This window comes from Streptomyces sp. A0958 (assembly GCF_004795035.1).
GTDB lineage: Bacteria > Actinomycetota > Actinomycetes > Streptomycetales > Streptomycetaceae > Streptomyces.
The window spans coordinates 35,917-52,202 of record NZ_SSBK01000020.1 but is presented as its reverse complement, the minus strand read 5'-3'; the positions used below and the strand labels follow the sequence as shown (position 1 = coordinate 52,202).

At 71.0% G+C, this 16,286-nt stretch carries 15 protein-coding genes; 5 read left to right on the top strand and 10 right to left on the bottom strand.

The window, feature by feature from the left end; all coding sequences use genetic code 11:
* Nucleotides 1-56: 56 nt before the first annotated feature.
* From E6P78_RS20230 to E6P78_RS20185, 10 genes are all read right to left on the bottom strand, one after another.
* A complete protein-coding gene (locus E6P78_RS20230) occupies nucleotides 57-1,391 on the bottom strand; it encodes a nucleobase:cation symporter-2 family protein (protein ID WP_240799301.1) in 1,335 nt (444 codons plus the stop codon).
* Between the two features lie 384 nt (nucleotides 1,392-1,775).
* The gene (locus E6P78_RS20225; protein ID WP_136205030.1) at nucleotides 1,776-3,173 is read right to left on the bottom strand and encodes an 8-oxoguanine deaminase; all 1,398 of its coding nucleotides are present in this window, start codon (nucleotides 3,171-3,173) and stop codon (nucleotides 1,776-1,778) included.
* A 42-nt stretch (nucleotides 3,174-3,215) separates the two neighbouring features.
* Complete coding sequence (locus E6P78_RS20220) at nucleotides 3,216-4,613, bottom strand: nucleobase:cation symporter-2 family protein (protein WP_136205029.1); 1,398 nt, start codon at nucleotides 4,611-4,613, stop codon at nucleotides 3,216-3,218.
* Between the two features lie 64 nt (nucleotides 4,614-4,677).
* Nucleotides 4,678-5,610: a factor-independent urate hydroxylase gene (pucL, locus tag E6P78_RS20215; protein ID WP_136205028.1), complete on the bottom strand. Its 933-nt coding sequence runs from the start codon at nucleotides 5,608-5,610 to the stop codon at nucleotides 4,678-4,680.
* Between the two features lie 7 nt (nucleotides 5,611-5,617).
* Nucleotides 5,618-6,010, bottom strand: a complete 393-nt coding sequence (gene uraH, locus E6P78_RS20210) for a hydroxyisourate hydrolase (RefSeq protein ID WP_136205027.1) — start codon at nucleotides 6,008-6,010, stop codon at nucleotides 5,618-5,620.
* Between the two features lie 19 nt (nucleotides 6,011-6,029).
* Nucleotides 6,030-6,539, bottom strand: coding sequence for a 2-oxo-4-hydroxy-4-carboxy-5-ureidoimidazoline decarboxylase (gene uraD, locus E6P78_RS20205; protein WP_136205026.1), 510 nt, complete (start codon nucleotides 6,537-6,539; stop codon nucleotides 6,030-6,032).
* 188 nt (nucleotides 6,540-6,727) lie between these two features.
* On the bottom strand, nucleotides 6,728-7,105 hold the full coding sequence (locus tag E6P78_RS20200; RefSeq protein WP_136205025.1) for a helix-turn-helix domain-containing protein: 378 nt from the start codon (nucleotides 7,103-7,105) through the stop codon (nucleotides 6,728-6,730).
* Nucleotides 7,102-7,353, bottom strand: a complete 252-nt coding sequence (locus E6P78_RS20195) for a thiamine-binding protein (RefSeq protein WP_240799292.1) — start codon at nucleotides 7,351-7,353, stop codon at nucleotides 7,102-7,104. The genes E6P78_RS20200 and E6P78_RS20195 overlap by 4 nt, the downstream gene beginning before the upstream one ends.
* An 82-nt stretch (nucleotides 7,354-7,435) precedes the next feature.
* Nucleotides 7,436-8,626, bottom strand: coding sequence for a lactonase family protein (locus E6P78_RS20190; protein ID WP_136205024.1), 1,191 nt, complete (start codon nucleotides 8,624-8,626; stop codon nucleotides 7,436-7,438).
* Nucleotides 8,627-8,759: 133 nt separating this feature from the next.
* Nucleotides 8,760-9,599, bottom strand: coding sequence for a GntR family transcriptional regulator (locus tag E6P78_RS20185; RefSeq protein WP_136205023.1), 840 nt, complete (start codon nucleotides 9,597-9,599; stop codon nucleotides 8,760-8,762).
* Nucleotides 9,600-9,859: 260 nt separating this feature from the next.
* On the opposite strand from E6P78_RS20185, the gene E6P78_RS20180 reads away from it, so the two are divergent.
* Genes E6P78_RS20180 through E6P78_RS20160 form a run of 5 tightly spaced genes read left to right on the top strand, consistent with a single transcriptional unit; the run spans nucleotide 9,860 to nucleotide 16,132 of the window.
* Complete coding sequence (locus E6P78_RS20180; RefSeq protein WP_136205022.1) at nucleotides 9,860-11,128, top strand: extracellular solute-binding protein; 1,269 nt, start codon at nucleotides 9,860-9,862, stop codon at nucleotides 11,126-11,128.
* Nucleotides 11,129-11,175: 47 nt separating this feature from the next.
* The gene (locus E6P78_RS20175) at nucleotides 11,176-12,162 is read left to right on the top strand and encodes a sugar ABC transporter permease (RefSeq protein WP_136205021.1); all 987 of its coding nucleotides are present in this window, start codon (nucleotides 11,176-11,178) and stop codon (nucleotides 12,160-12,162) included.
* Complete coding sequence (locus E6P78_RS20170; RefSeq protein WP_136205020.1) at nucleotides 12,159-13,001, top strand: carbohydrate ABC transporter permease; 843 nt, start codon at nucleotides 12,159-12,161, stop codon at nucleotides 12,999-13,001. Before E6P78_RS20175 ends, E6P78_RS20170 begins: the two co-directional genes overlap by 4 nt.
* Nucleotides 13,002-13,034: 33 nt before the next feature.
* Nucleotides 13,035-14,648 carry a beta-N-acetylhexosaminidase gene (locus tag E6P78_RS20165; protein ID WP_136205019.1) on the top strand — a complete coding sequence of 538 codons (1,614 nt, stop codon included), beginning with the start codon at nucleotides 13,035-13,037 and terminating at the stop codon, nucleotides 14,646-14,648.
* Nucleotides 14,649-14,689: 41 nt separating this feature from the next.
* Nucleotides 14,690-16,132 (top strand): cellulose binding domain-containing protein, encoded by a 1,443-nt coding sequence (locus E6P78_RS20160; protein WP_136205018.1) that lies wholly within the window; start codon nucleotides 14,690-14,692, stop codon nucleotides 16,130-16,132.
* The last annotated feature ends 154 nt before the right edge of the window (nucleotides 16,133-16,286 follow it).

Here is a 16,286-nt window from a genome sequence, read left to right as displayed (position 1 = left end):
GCGAGGGGTGGCGCGTACGGCCGTGACCGTACGCGCCACCCCTCGCCGACGAGCCGTCAGTGGGCGGCGACCTCCACCGCCTTGACCGGGTCGTGGCCGCCGGGTGCGGTCCCGGCCTCGGCCTCCGGTTTGCGGCCCAGGTGGTTGAAGGCGAGGTTCAGGACGATCGCCACGACGCAGCCGGTCGAGATCCCCGAGTCCAGGACGACCAGGAGGTCCTTCGGGAAGGCGTGGTAGAAGTCCGGGGCCGCGATCGGTACCAGCCCGACGCCGACGGCCGCGGCGACGATCAGCGCGTTCTCGCCCTTCTCCAGCGCGGCGCCGGCCAGGGTCTGGATGCCGCTGGCGGCGACCGAGCCGAACAGTACGATGCCCGCGCCGCCGAGTACCGGCAGCGGGACCAGCGCGATGACGGACGCGGCCACCGGGACCAGGCCGAGCAGGACGAGGATGCCGCCGCCCGCCGCGACGACGAAGCGGCTGCGGACCTTGGTCATCGCGACCAGGCCGATGTTCTGGGCGAAGGCGCTGCACATGAAGCCGTTGAACAGCGGGCTGACGGCGCTGCCGAGGGTGTCGGCGCGCAGGCCGCCCTCGATGGTCCGTTCGTCGGCCGGGCGGCCGACGATCTTGCCGAGGGCCAGCATGTCCGCCGTGGACTCGGTCATGCAGACCAGCATCACGATGCTCATCGAGACGATCGCGGCGATCTCGAACTGCGGTGCCCCGAAGTGGAACGGGGTGGGGAAGCCGATCGCGTCGGCGTCCTTGATGGCGCCGAAGTCGGTGATGCCGACGGGGATCGCGATGAGCGTGCCGGCGACGAGCCCGAGCAGGATGGCGATCTGCTGGAGGAAGCCGCGCAGGAGCTTGCGCAGGGCCAGCACGATGACCAGGGTGACCGCCGCCATCGTGATGTTGGTGGTGGAGCCGTAGTCGTGGGCGGTGGCGTTGCCGCCCTGGGACCAGTTGAAGGCGACCGGCAGCAGGGAGACACCGATCAGGGTGATGACCGTGCCGGTGACGACGGGCGGGAAGAAGCGGACCAGTTTGCAGAAGTAGGGGGCGAGGACGAAGCCGAGGAGGCTCGCGACGATGATCGCGCCGAAGATGACGGCGATGCCGTCGTGCCCCCGGTCCTTGCCGATGGCCACCATCGGGGTCACCCCGGCGAACGAGACGCCGTTGACGAACGGCAGCCGGGCGCCTATTCGCCAGAAGCCGAGCGTCTGGAGCAGGGTGGCTATGCCCGCGGTGAACAGGCTCGCCCCCATCAGGAAGGCGGTCTCCTTCGGGTTGAGGCCCACGGCGGGCCCCACGATCATGGGCGGGGCCACCACGCCCGCGTACATCGCGGCCACGTGCTGGAGGCCGCTGGTGAACATCTTCAGCGGGGGAAGCGTTTCGTCGACCGGATGTCTCCGGTCGGACGGGGCCGTCTCCGGCTCGCCGTCGGGGTGGGTGGTCGCACATGCGTCGTTGCGAAACCTGGGCGTAGCTGCCACAGCGGTTCCTCCGGTCGGGTACACGTCTGCGGTGACGTGGGTGTCAGGGAGGTGGTCCCGGGGCCGGTCCGCCGGACCGGGCCCCGTGTGGTGCGGTGGTGCGGATGGGGCAGATCGTGCAGCTGGTGCGGCAGCTTTGAGCGCCGGTACGGGAGGCGCGTGCCTCTGGGCAGCGCCACCCGTACCGGTTGCCGCGGACCCCGCTCGGGTCCGCGGCGGCCGGCCGAGGGCCGTCCCCCTCGTCCGGCCGGTATCAGGGGTTGCCGGGTGTCAGGCTCCGGCGGCGATTCGCGCGAGGCGGCGGGCCTCGTCGCGGGTGGCGCGGGCGATGGCGTCCTCGTCCGCGGTGACCAGGCGGCCGGCCTCGACGACCGGCTTGCCGTCGGCCAGCGAGAGGGTGACCGGGGCGGCGGCGCCGAAGACGAGCGCGATGACCGGGTCGGCGATGGAGGCGTGGGCGAGTGTGTCCAGCTTCCACAGCACCAGGTCGGCGAGCTTGCCGACCTCCAGGGAGCCGGTCTGGGCGGCGCGGCCGAGGACCTGGGCGCCGCCGTAGGTCCCCAGGCGCAGCGCCTGACGGGCGTTCAGGGCGCGTTCGCGGTGCGGGCCGAGGCGGTTGATGAGGAGGGCGTTGCGCAGTTCGGTGTGGAGTTCGCCGGACTCGTTGGACGCGGTGCCGTCGACGCCGAGGCCGACCGGGACGCCGGCGGCGAGCATGTCCGGGACGCGGGCGATGCCGGCGGCGAGGCGGGCGTTGGAGGACGGGCAGTGGGCGACGCCGGTGCCGGTGCGGGCGAAGGCGGCGATGTCGGAGTCGTTCATGTGGACGCAGTGCGCCATCCACACGTCCTCACCGAGCCATCCGGTCGACTCGAAGTAGTCGGTGGGGCCCATGCCGAACAGCTCGTGGCAGAACTTCTCCTCCTCCACGGTCTCCGAACCGTGCGTGTGCAGCCGCACCCCCTTGCGCCGGGCCAGTTCGGCGCCCTGGCGCATGAGTTCGGTCGATACGGAGAACGGCGAGCAGGGTGCGACGGCGACCTGGGTCATGGCGTCGAAGGAGGCGTCATGGTACGCGTCGACGGTCGCCTCGGTGGCGGCGAGCGCGCCTTCCAGGGTCTCCACCGCGAAGTCCGGCGGCAGCCCGCCGTCCTTCTCGCTGCGGTCCATGGAGCCGCGGGCGAGGGTGAACCGTACGCCCAGGTCGCGGGCGGCGCCGATGATGGCGCCGGACAGGTCGCCGGAGTCCCGCGGGTAGACGTAGTGGTGGTCCATCGCGGTGGTGACGCCGCCGAGGGCCATCATGGCGAGCGACCCCTGGGCGGCGGCGCGGGCCATCGGCTCGTCGACGCGCGCCCACGTCGGGTACAGCGCGACCAGCCAGTCGAAGAGGTTGTTGTCCGTGGCCAGGCCCCGGGTGATCCACTGGTAGAAGTGGTGGTGCGTGTTGATCAGGCCGGGCGTGACGAGGTGCCCGGTGCCGTCGATGCGGCGTACGACGTTCTCCAGGCCCTGCGGTGCCTTGCCGGCGCCGACGGACTCGATGCGGTTGCCCGCGACGACGACGTGGCCCGAGGCGTACTCGGTGTCGGCCGCGTCCACGGTCGCGATCGAGCAGTTCTCGATGACGATGCGTTCCACCCGGTCGGGGGCTGCCGGTGCTGCCATGGTGCTTCCTTCTCTCGTCTGAGGTGTGGGCACGGCAGGACCCTAGGAGGATTTGAGTGCCACGGCGGTGCGGCCGTGGGTGCCGAGATGGTGGAAGAACAGGTTGAGCAGGACCGCGACGAGCGCTCCCGCACTGATTCCGGAGCCCAGGACGGTCTGGGCGCAGGACGGGAAGTCCGCGTAGAAGCCGGGCGCGGCGAGCGGGACGATGCCCGCGCCGAGGGCCACGGCGACCAGGATGATGTTGGAGCTGTCGTCGAGTCCGGCCTCGGAGAGCGTACGGATGCCGCTGACGGCGATGGAGCCGAACAGGACGATACCGGCGCCGCCGAGTACGGGCATGGGGACGAGCGAGACGATCGCGCCGAGCACCGGGAAGAGGCCGAGGACCAGCAGGGCGGCGCCCGCCGCCGCGACGACGTAGCGGCTGCGGACCTTCGTCAGCGAGACCACGCCCACGTTCTGCGCGAAGGCGCTCGTGGGGAAGCCGCCGAAGACCGGGCCGATGAGGGTGGCGAGCCCGTCGGTGCGCAGCCCGCGGGTGAGGGTGCGTCCGTCGGTGCGGCGTTCGCAGATCTCACCGACGGCCAGCATCCCGGCGGACGACTCTGTCATCAGGACGAGCATCACGATGCACAGCGAGAGGATCGCGGCGGGCCGGAATTCGGGCGCGCCGAAGGCGAAGGGGGTGGGCACGGCCGCGAGCGGGGCGTCGCGGAGCGCGGAGAAGTCGGCGAGGCCGAACGGTACGGCGGCCAGCGTGCCGACCAACAGACCCATGAGCAGCGCGACTTGGCGCAGGAAGCCGCGTCCGAAGCGCTGGATCAGCAGGATGACGACGAGGGTGAACGCGGCGAGCGCGAGGTATTTCATGGCGCCGAAGTCGGCGGCCGTCTTGTCGCCGCCCTGCGCCCAGGAGACCGGCACGGGCATCAGGGTGACGCCGATGAGGGTGATGACGACACCGGTGACCAGCGGCGGGAAGAACCGCAGGAGTCTGCCGAAGAACGGCCCGACGGCCAGGCAGAACACCCCGGCGACGAGCACCGCCCCGTAGATGGCGGGCAGTTGGTGTCCGGGCGCGCTGGTCTCGGCGATGGCGAGCATCGGGGCGATGCCGGCGGACGAGGCGGCGTTGACGAAGGGGAGCCGGTTGCCGGCGAATCCGCCGATCCCGAGTGTCTGCATGAGGGTGGCGCAGCCCGCGATGAGCAGGCTCGCGGCGATCAGCCGGGTCATGCCCGCGGGGTCGAGGCCGACGGCCTGGCCGATGATGAGCGGTGGGGTGACGACGCCGGCGTACATGGCGGCGATGTGCTGGAGCGCGGCCGGCAGGAGCCGCGAAGGGGTGAGCTTCTCGTCCACCGGATGAACCGCGCGCTCCGGCGGGGTGGGACAGGGGCCTTCTGCTTCCGCGGGCCCGGATGCTGGCTGTGCCATGAGGGTTCCCTCCGGCCCGGCCGGTGCCCCGCCGTGGGCGGGCGGGCACCGGCGCGGCGCCGCGTCAGAGGTTGGTCATGTCGACCGGGATCTGCGGCTCGACGCCGTCCCGGAGCACGGTGCCCTCGATGAGCCCGTACGGACGGTCGGCCGCGAAGTACACCGCACCGTCGGCGGTATCGTTCTTCAGTCCGAACGGCTCCAGGTCCACGAGGAAGTGGTGGTTGTTCGGCAGCGAGAAGCGGATCTCGTCGATCTCGCTGCGGTTGTTGATGATGCGCGAGCCCATCTGGTACAGCGTCTGCTGGAGCGAGAGGGAGTACGTCTCGGCGAAGGCGTGGAGCATGTGCTTGCGCGCCTGCTCGTAGGACTTCTCCCAGTTCGGCATCCGCTGCTCGTCGCTGGTCCAGTTGTAGCGCCAGCGGGCGGAGACGTCGGTGGCCAGGATGCGGTCGTACGCCTCCTTGAGCGTCGTGTACTTGTCCTTGACGTAGCCCCAGAACTCGGAGTTGGTCGAGTTCAGCACGGTGAGGTCCTTGAGGCCGGATATGACCTGCCACTTCTCACCGTCGAAGGTGATCTGGGCGGTGCGTATCTCCTGGTTCCTGCGTACGAAGGAGTGCTTGACCTCGTCGGACCCGATGAACCGGGAGTTCGTGTCGGAGGTGGCTATGCGGTCCCAGGCGTACTCCTCGATGCGGATGCGCGCGGTCTTGATCGGCTCCTGCGAGGTCACGAAGTGGCGGGCGAGGTGGATGCCGAACTGCTCGGCGGAGTCGATGCCGTGTTCCTTGGCGAAGGCGAACACCGTGTTCTTGGTGGTGTCCGTGGGCAGGACGTGCGCGTTGGAGCCGGAGTAGTGGACGTCTTCCATCTCGCCGGACAGGGCGACCGAGACGTTCAGGTCCTTGATGTGGTGGGTGTCGCCGTCCCGCGTGATCCTGACGACGCGGTTCTCTGCTTTGCCGTACTGGTTCTGGCCGAGAATCGTGGGCATGTGTCTGCTAGCTCCCTCGGTATACGGAGTAGCCGAACGGGTTGAGCAGCAGCGGTACGTGGTAGTGCTCGCCCGGGGCGACGGCGAACGTGATCGCCACCTCCGGGAAGAACGCGCCGCTGTCCCTTACGCGGGGGGCGTCCTGCTGCGCCTCGGCTTGCTTCTTGGCGGTGAAGTACGGCTCGGTCTCGAAGTCGAGCCGTACGTGGGTGGTGCCTTCCGGCAGGGCCGGCAGGTCCTTGCAGCGCCCGTCCGCATCGGTCGCGGAGCCGCCGAGCGTCACCCAGGGCGCGTCGCCGCCCGAGCGGGCGGCGAGCGAGACGGCGACGGCTGCGGCGGGGCGGCCGATGCTGGTGTCCAGGATGTGGGTGGACACCGATGCGGTGGCGAAGGTGCTCAAGACCCTCACTCTCCTTCTGTTACGCGTCTTCCGTGACGAGGCGGGTGAGGCGGATGCGGTTGATCCTGCCCAGTTCGGTGCGCACGATCTCCCGCTCCCGCTCGGGCGGGTTCCCGATCCGGGACTTCACCGCGTCGCGCATCTGTTCACCGGTGGCTCCGGTGGCGCAGATCAGGAAGACGTGTCCGAACCGCTCCTGGTAGGCCAGGTTGAGTTCGAGCATTTCGGCCTTGAGCTCCTCGGTGGCGCCGGCCATCCCCCGCTGTTCGCGGGAGGAGGTCGGGTCCCCGGGCTTCGGGCGGCCGATCGGCGGGTGACCGGCCATGGCCTCGGCCAGGTCCTCCGCGCCGAGGGCCGCCGTGGCGGTGTCGCTCGCGGAGAGCAGGGCTTCGGTGGTGGCGTACGGGCGGCGGGAGAGGATCGCTCTTCCCCATGCCGCACTGGCACACACCTCGTGCAGTGCGGCGGCCGCCTCGTGGTCCGCCAGGGTGTTGAACCGGGCGAGGCCCGGCGTGGAGCTCGAAGTCACGGGAGCCTCCGTGGCTGTTCTTCGCTGTGCGTTGGTCGGGCTGCGGATAGCTAACGCCCTCGACAACACGACGTCAACAGTTTGTTGAAATTCCGTTCACACAGAAGGCCGCCACCCGGTGATCCGGGCGGCGGCCTGATCGATCACGCGCCGTTCGCCTGCGCCTGGGCACCCGACCAGGCGCCCAACTACGCGCCCTTGGTGCCGTTTTCCCTGTTCAGGTAGTTGTAGACGGTGAACCGGGAGACCCCCAGGGCCCCCGCCACCGTCTCGACGCCGTGCCGTACGGAGAAGGCACCGCGTGCCTCCAGGAGCCGGACCGCCTCCTGTTTGGCCTTGCGGTCCAGCTCGGCGAGCGGCATGCCGTGCCGGCGCTCCATCGCGGCCAGGATGTGGTCCAGCGAGTCCGACAGCTGGGGCAGCCGGACCGCCACGACGTCCTCGCCCTCCCAGGCCAGCACGACGTCGTCGGCGCGCGCGTCCCCGGGCACGAGGAGTTCGGCGCCCATGGCGTCGGCGAGCGGCTTCACCGCGGCGACGAGGGGATGGTCCACCGGTCCGGTCACCGCGGGTCCTCTCCGATGACGTTGACCTGGAGCGAGACCCGGGTGGCACCCGATGCCAGCGCCTGGCGCAGCAGGCTGTCCACCGCGGTGAGCACTTCGTCGGCGCCCCCCTCCGCCGTGTTGCCGAACGGGCCGACGTCCACGGCGTCCAGCTCGGCCGCCTGGATGACCTCGCGCGCGACGACCGCGTGCGCGGGCGCCTCGTCGAGATCGAAGGGCTCGGTGGTGAACTCCACTCTCAAGCGCACTGTGCCTCCCTGATGCGTTCCACCGCCGGGGCGACCCGCGGCTCGGGCACGACCCTAATGCCCCGGCGCCGGCGCGGGGGCCCTACATCGGCAGCACACAGACCGCGGCCGGTTCCGCGAAGGCCGTGCCCACGGACTCCAGGGCGCCGGTGGACGCGTCGACCCGGAAGGCGGTGACCGTGCCGGAGTTCTGGTTGGCGGCGAAGAGCAGGCTCCCGTCCGGCGAGAACGCGGTGTGCCGGGGGAAGTCGCCGCCCACGGAGACGGTGTCGATCAGGCGCAGCGCGGCCCCGCCGTCCTCGATCGCGTACCGGGTGATGCTGTTGTGTCCCCGGTTGGCGAGGTAGGCGAAGCGGCCGTCGGCGGTGACGAGGAACTGGGCGGGGTAGCTGGTGCCGCTTCCCGTTCCGGTGGACTGCGGGTCGCCCGGGGTGAGGGTGCCGGTGGCGGGGTCGTAGCCGCAGACGACGGCGGTGTTGTCGACCTCGCAGGCCAGGTACGCGTGGCGGCCGTCCGGATGGAAGGTCAGGTGGCGGGGGCCCGCGCCGGGGTGCAGGGCGGCGTACGAAAGCTGCTCCAGGGTGCCGTGCGCCTCGTCCAGCCGGTACGTGTAGACCGTGTCGGTGCCGAGGTCGACGGCCAGGATGTGGTTGCCGTCGGGGGCCGTGATGATCTGGTGGGCGTGCGGCCCGTCCTGGCCGGGTCCGGGCGCGGGTGAGCTGTGGGCGACCAGGTCCGTGCGCTCCCCCACCGATCCGTCGGCGGCCAGCGGGTGCACGGCGACGCTGCCGGAGGTGTAGTTGGCGCTGAACAGCCAGCGGCCGCCCGGGTGGACCGAGAGGTGGCAGGGTCCGGCGCCGCCGGTGGCCCGGGTGCCGAGGACCCGGAAGGTTCCGTCGTCGGCGAGGGCGACCGCGGTGACGCCGCCGTTCTGCTGCTCGTCCACGGCGTAGAGCGTGCTGCCCGTGGGGTGGAGCGCGAGGTACGAGGGGTTCTCGACGCCGGTGACGACGGTGCGGGCGGTGATGCCCCCGGTGCTCCGGTCGTACGAGGCGACGCCGATGCCGGTGCCGCCGGGGGTGGTCGAGGTGTAGGTGCCGAGGAACAGGGTGCCGGTGCGGCGGGTCGCGGGCCGTGCGGGGTGCGGCGGGCGGCCGGGGCGGTGGTGGTCGGGGCGGTGGTGGTCGGTGCGCGGGAGCGTGGGGGCGGCGGCCAGGGCGCCGCCCGCCAGGAGTGCTCCGAGCAGGGTGCGGCGGCTGGTGGGGGATGTCATGCGAGGCACCTCGTGGGGTCGGTCGCTTCGGATGTGTCAGCCACAGTGGCCCTCCCCCGGGGGCGGCCGCAAGAGGCGCATCGGCCATTGCGCAGGTCGCAACGCCGGGCGCCTCGGCTGCCGGTGGCCGAGCTCAGTCACCGGACTGGATGTCTCCGCGCGTGGAGGAGGTGATCGGCTCGCGCTGGGCGAAGTCCCCCGGCGGGATGCCCGGGTGGTGGCCGCCCTCGACGGGCTGCACGGCGGCGGCCGGGCCGAGCGCCAGCCGGGAGACGATCCGGTAGCGGTCGCCCCGGTAGAGCGAGTGCACGTACTCGACGGGGCGGCCGGTGGTGTCCGAGGTCAGCCGCTCGAATAGCAGGGCAGGGGACAGCTCCGGCACGTCCAGCAGCCCGGCCTCGGCACGGGTCACCACGGTCGGCTCGATCGCCTGGACCGCTTCGTGGACGTGCACGTCGTGGCGCTCGCGCAGGTGCTCGTACAGGTCGCCGTTCTCCAACTCGTCGGCGGACAGGCCGGGCACGAGTTCCGCCCTGATGTGCAGGTGCTCGATGGCCATCGGGGCGCCGTCGACCAGCCGCAGCCGGGCCACGTAGACGATGTCGGCCGCCGGTGACATGCGCAGCTTGCGGCCGACGCGGGCGCCGGCCTGGAGCGTGGTGAACTCCAGCAGCCGGCTCGACCAGGCCCCGGCCGCCTGCGGCACCGACAGGGCGAGGTCGGCGGAGATCAGTTCCTGGGTGATCTTCTCGGGTGCGACGAACATGCCCCGGCCGTGTTCGCGCACGAGGAGCCCGGCGGCGACCAGTTCGTCCACCGCGGCGCGCAGGGTGGGGCGGGAGACGCCGAGCGTGGCGCACAGGGACCGCTCCGATGGGATGGCGTCGCCCGGCCGCCGCGACTCGATCAGTTCCAGAACGGCGTCCCGGGCCCGCTCCCGTTTGAGCACCGTCCCCGATGCGTCGGCGTCCATGTGCTGCCCCCTCCTGACGGCGTACTTCCTTGACCACTTACTGGACCAGCTTGCCCGACAGGATCACTGGTCAGGTGGATTGTAGCCGGTACTCCGCCAAACCTCGCGGGCCTGTTTCCGCGAAGATCACCAAAATCCCTTGATACCAAGGGGGTTGACGGCCTCATTGGTCTATGCCACCTTCATCCACCAACAAGAGGTGAGCTGTCCAGCGGCCTTCACTGGTCAGGTGGTCAGGTCCTGTTCTCCAGAGGTGAACCGTGAAGTACCGCTTGCTTGCCGGTGGGTCCGCGCTCGTGATGGCCGCCGTGCTCTGCGCCTGCAGCTCCTCCGACGACTCGGCCGGGAAATCCGGTGACGGCCGGACCGGCATCGATGTCTGGCTGATGCGCGACAGCGTCTCGGCACAGTTCCAGAAGGAGTTCGTGAAGGGCTTCGAGGACGCGCACCCCGACATCCGGGTCCGGGTCCAGATCCAGGAGTGGGACGGCATCGGCGAGAAGATCACCGCCGCGCTTGCCAGCAACGACGCGCCGGACGTCATCGAGAGCGGCAACACCCAGGTCGCCCAGTTCGCGCAGAGCGGCGGGCTCGTCGACCTCAGCGACAAGGTCGACGAGCTGAACGGCAAGGACTGGCTGCCGGGGCTCGCCGAGCCGGGGGCGTACGAGGGCAAGCAGTACGGCATCCCGTACTACGCGGCCAACCGGGTGGTCATCTACCGCACCGACCTGTTCGAGCAGGCGGGCGTCGACGCCTCCGCGATCAAGACGCGCGACCAGTGGATCACCGCCACCGGCAAGCTCAACAAGGGCGGAACGCAGGGCATCTACCTGCCCGGACAGATGTGGTACGCCCTGGCCGGCTTCGTCTGGGACGAGGGCGGCGACCTCGCCACCGAGTCCGACGGCACGTGGAAGGGCGCCCTGGACACCCCCGAGGCCCTGCGCGGGATGGAGTTCTACAAGCAGCTCCAGGCGCTCGGCAAGGGGCCCAAGGACTCCGACGAGGACGACCCGCCGCAGGCCGACGTGATGGCCCAGGGCAAGGTCGCCCAGGTCATCTCCACCCCGGGCGGCGCCAATGTCGTCATCGAGAAGAACCCGGACCTCAAGGGGAAGCTCGGCTTCTTCCCGATCCCCGGCAAGACCGCGGGCACTCCGGGCGCCGTCTTCACCGGCGGCTCCGACCTGGTGATCCCCACGGCTTCCGGCAAGCAGGAGGCCGCGCTCACCTTCATCAAGGAACTCACCGGCGACACCTGGCAGAAGAAGCTCGCCGTCGCCATGAGCTACGTACCGAACCGGACCACGCTCGCCTCCGCGGTGGCCGGTGACCCGGGCGCCGCCGCGATGGCGGCCGGTGCGGCCAACGGCCACGCCACGCCCAACACACCGGGCTGGGCCGCCGTCGAGGCGGAGAACCCGATCAAGGACTACATGGCCGCCGTCCTCACCGGCCGCGACCCGGCGAAGGAGGCCGCCAAGGCCTCCGCCGACATCACCCGGGCCATGAAGACCGATTCCTGACCCGCGGGCCCCGCCCGACCGTCCGAACCATCGAGAGGAGGCGTGCCGTGTCGGTCATCCGGGAACGGACCGCACCCCCCAGCCCCCTGCGCCGGGCCGTACCCGGCACGTCCGGGCCGCCGCCCCGCCGGCGGCGGTCCGGGGAACCGCGCGGCCTGTGGCCGTACGCCCTGATCGCCCCGGCGGTGGGCGGGATGCTCTACCTGCTGCTCTATCCGCTGCTGCGGGCGGTGCTGATCTCGCTCCAGGACTTCCGGCTGCGCCAGCTGATCACGGGCGACGCCGAGTTCGTCGGACTGCGCAACTACCGCACGCTGCTGTCCGATCCGCGGTTCTGGGAGGTGGTCCGGCGCACCTTCCTGTTCATGGCGGTCAACGTGGTCCTGATCATGGTGATCGCGACGCTCGTCGCCCTGATGACCGAGCGGCTCGGCCGGTTCGGCCGCACGGCGGTGCTCAGTTCGCTGGTGCTGGCCTGGGCCATGCCGGTGATCGCGGCCACCACGGTCTTCCAGTGGCTGTTCCACTCCGAATTCGGCATAGTCAACCATCTGCTGACCGGGGCGGGCTTCTCCTCCTTCGACCGCTACCCGTGGTTCGCGCACGGCTCCGCCGCCTTCGCCATCCTGGTCCTGCTGGTCGTCTGGCAGTCGGTGCCGTTCGCGGCGATCACGATCTACTCCGCACTGACCACCGTCCCGGCCGAGCTGTACGAGTCGGCGCGGCTGGACGGGGCGAGCGCCGCCCGGATCTTCCGCTCGGTCACCCTCCCGGTGCTCCGGCCGATCTTCCTGCTGGTCTTCTCGCTCGAGGTGATCTGGACGTTCAAGGCGTTCGTCCAGATCTGGGTGATGACCCGCGGCGGCCCGGGGGACGCGACCACGATCCTGCCCGTGTACGCGGTGCAGACGGCGCTCGCCGGCCAGCGCTACGACCTGGGCTCGGCCGCCTCGATGGTCACCGTGGTCCTGATGTCCGGGGTGCTCGTCCTCTACTTCCGCCAGATGCTCCGCCAGGAGGACGAGATCCGATGAGCCGTGCCCGTACCCCGCGCGTGCGAAGGATGCCGCTGAACGCCGCCGCCGTACTGACGGTCCTGGTCTGCCTGTTCCCCGTCTACTGGATGATCTCCACCGCGTTCAAGCCGTCCCGGGACATCCAGTCCACCGATCCGCAGCTCTTCCCGCACACCTGGACCCTCGACCACTTCCGGACCGCCGTGCAGGCCGACGGGTTCGGGCTGTTCTGGCGCAACAGCATCCTGGTGACGGCGAGTTCGATCCTGCTCGCCCTGATCGTCGCGCTGGCGTCGGCGTACGCGGTGGCCCGGCTCCGGTGGAAGGGCCGGCGGCAGTTCATGCTGATGGTCTTCATCGCACAGATGGCGCCGTGGGAGTCGCTGATCATCCCGATCTACATCATCTCCCGCGACACGGACATGCTGGACCGGCTGCCCACGCTCACCCTCGTCTACTTCATGGTCACCCTGCCGTTCTCGGTCATCGTGCTGCGGGGCTTCATCGGGACGATCCCGCCGGAGCTGGAGGAGGCCGCCCAGGTCGACGGGTGCACCAGGACCGGCGCCTTCCGGAAGGTGGCCCTGCCGCTGCTCGCGCCGGGACTCATGGCCACCTCGCTGTTCGGCTTCATCACCGCCTGGAACGAGTTCGCGTACGCCAACTTCCTGATCATCAAGCAACAGGACAGCCGCACCCTGCCGGTCTGGCTGTCCTCCTTCCAGAACACCTTCGGCACCGACTGGGGCGCCACCATGGCCGCCTCCACCCTGTTCGCCCTGCCCGCGCTGGTGGTCTTCCTGCTGCTCCAGCGCCATGTCACCTCCGGCTTCGCGGCCGGCGCCGTCAAGGGCTGACCGACGACCCAGCTCCCACCCCGGAGGCACCGCATGCCCGCACCCCACCCCGAACACTCCCTCGTCCCCCGGCCGCTCAAGGTCTCCTCCCGCCCCGGCCGCTTCACCTTCGCCCCGGACACCTCGATCCGCGCCACCCCCGGCGCGGAGGGCGCGGCCGACCTGCTGCGCACCCTGCTCGCCCCCACCACCGGGCTGCCGCTGGCGCCCTCCGCCACCGGCCGGATCGTGCTGGCCCTGGACCCGCAGCTGAGCGGCCTCGGCGAGGAGGGGTACGGGCTCACCATCGGCCCGGACACGGTGCTGCTGCGGGCCGCCCGCCCGGCCGGCCTGCTGTGCGGGGTCCAGACGCTGCGGCAGCTCCTGCCCGCCGAGACACTGTCCGGGGCGGACCGGCGGGGCGGACCGTGGACGCTGCCCTGTGTGGAGATCAGCGATGTGCCGGCGCACGCGTGGCGGGGCACCATGCTGGACGTCGCCCGGCACTTCCAGCCGGTCTCCTACCTGCGCCGGTACGTGGACCTGATGGCGCTGCACAAGCTCAACACGCTGCACCTCCACCTCACCGACGACCAGGGCTGGCGGATGCCCGTCGCCGCCTACCCGAAGCTCACCGGGATCGGCGGCCACCGCAGCCAGTCGATGGCGGGGCCTCCGGGCGGCGTCCCCGAAATGTTCGACGGGGTTCCGCACTCGGGGGCGTACACCCGGCAGGAACTGCGCGACCTCGTCCGGTACGCGGCGGCGCGCGGGGTGCGGGTGGTGCCGGAGATCGAGATGCCGGGCCATGTGCGCGCGGCCCTCGCCGCCCATCCGGAGCTGGGCAACGATCCCTCGCGGCGGCTGGGCGTGTGGACCCGCTGGGGCGTCTGCGACACCGTCCTCGGCGTCCACGAGGAGGTCTTCGACTTCTGCCGGACGGTGCTGCAGGAGGTCATGGACGTCTTCCCCTCGCCGTACATCCACGTCGGGGGCGACGAGTGCCCGACCACCGAGTGGGAGAACAGCCCGGCCGCCCGGCAGCGGGCCGCCGCCGAGGGGCTGGCGGACACGCGGGCGCTGCACGGCTGGTTCATGGGCCGGATCGGGGCGTTCGTGACCGAGCGGGGCCGCACACCGGTCGGCTGGGCCGAGACCGGCACCGAACTCCCCCTCGACTTCACCGTGATGACCTGGCGCGACCCGTCCCACGCCCGCACCGCCGCCCGCCGCGGCCACCAGGTGGTCGCCGCGCACTACCGGGCCACCTACCTCGACTACGCCGAGTCCGCCGACCCCGGCGAACCGCCCGCGCAGCCGGGCCCTCCGGTGGACCTGCGCACGGTCCACGGCGACCGGTCGCTCGCCGACGACTGGGGCCCGGCCGACACCGGCCGGCTCCTCGGTACGCAGGCCCAGTTGTGGACCGAGTACGCGCGCACCCCGGACCGGATCGAGTACCGGACGTATCCGCGGCTGTGCGCGCTGGCGGACCGCGCCTGGTCGGGCACGCGCGCCGACTGGCCCGGATTCCTCGCGCGCCTCGGCCCGCACCTGGCGCGGCTGGACGCGCTCGGCGTCCGCTACCGGCCCCCGGAGGGTGTCGGACTCCCCCTGAACCCCAGGCCGCAACCGGCCGCCTCCCCAGGAACAGCGCCAACCCCGTGAATATCCATTCCCCCATGACCGTTCCGGAAAGGAACAGGCAGATGAAGTCACTCGCGAAGAGCCGGATGCGCGCGGTCGGCGCGGCCGCCGCCACCGTGGCGCTGGGCTGTACGGCGCTGGCCGCCGTCCCCACGACGGCGAGCGCCGCCGACGGATCGCTCGCCGTGCAGTACCGCACCGGCGCGTCCGGGGCCACGGCCGACCAGAGCGAACCCTGGCTCAAGGTGCGCAACACCGGCAGCGGGTCCGTCCAGCTCAGCGACGTCAAGGTCCGCTACTACTTCAAGGGCGAAGCGGCGGGCGACGCCTACCGGTTCGCCTGCTCCTGGGCGGTGAAGGGCTGCGGGAACATCACGGGGACCTTCGGCACGCTCGCGTCCCCGACCGCCACCGCCGACCGCTACCTGGAGATCGGCTTCACCTCCGGCGCGGGCTCGCTGGCACCGGGTGCCGACACCGGTGACATGCAGCTGCGGTTCTACCGGTCGACCTGGCAGCCGCTGGTGCAGAGCGACGACTACTCCTTCGGCGCCGGCGCGACCGCGTACGCCGACTGGTCGAAGGTGACCGCGCGGCTGGGCGGGGCCACGGTCTGGGGCGAGGCCCCCGAGGGCAACACCCCGACCGACCCGACCGACCCCACGGACCCGACCGACCCGACCGTTCCGTCGGAGGACGCGCCGACGCTCTTCGACGACTTCAACTACAGCGGCCACACCGATCCGCAGATCGCCGCGCACGGCTGGAGCGTCCGCTCCAACTCCGGTGGCCCCGGGGTGCCGGGTGCCACCTGGGCGCCGGAGAACGTCACGTTCGCCACGGAGAGCGGCAACTCCATCATGAACCTGGAGACGTCGACGGCGGGCAGCGGTGAGTCGACCAAGCAGACCGAGATCCTGACCCAGTCCATGAAGTTCCGCAACGGCACCTACGCGGCGCGGGTGAAGTTCGAGGACGCGCCGAAGTCGGGCCCGGACGGCGACCACCTCGTCCAGACGTTCTTCACCATCAACGACCTCAAGGCGCCGATGGCGGACGACTACGCGGAGTACGACTTCGAGTACCTGCCCAACGGCGGCTGGGGCGAGAGCGGCAACATCCTGTACACGACCTCGTGGGAGACCTACCGGCCCGACCCCTGGGAGGCCGTCAACGAGCACACCGAGTCCCGGCAGAGCTACGCCGGCTGGCACGACCTGGTCGTGACCATCGACAACAGCGAGATCACGTACTACATCGACGGCCAGGTGTTCGGCACGCACGGCGCCGCGTACCTGCCGGAGCGGGGCATGTCGATCAACTTCAACCAGTGGCTGATCGATCTGGCCGGGCAGACGAGCACGACGCCCCGTGCGTACGACCAGCGGGTGGACTACGTCCTGCACGTCAAGGACCAGGTCCTCACCCCGGCCCAGGTGAACGCCCGGGTGAGCGCCTACCGCGCGGCGGGGACGACGTTCCAGGACACCGTTCCGGCGGGGTGACCCGGTAGCAGCACGGCGAACAGGCGGGGCGGACGGCCGACGGGCCTCCGCCCCGCCTTTCGCGTCTCCGGAGCGCCCGTGCGGACCCTCCTGACCGGGCCGAATTCCGGGCAGCCCCTTGACAGCCCCGCCACCCTTTGGGCAATCTTCCGTT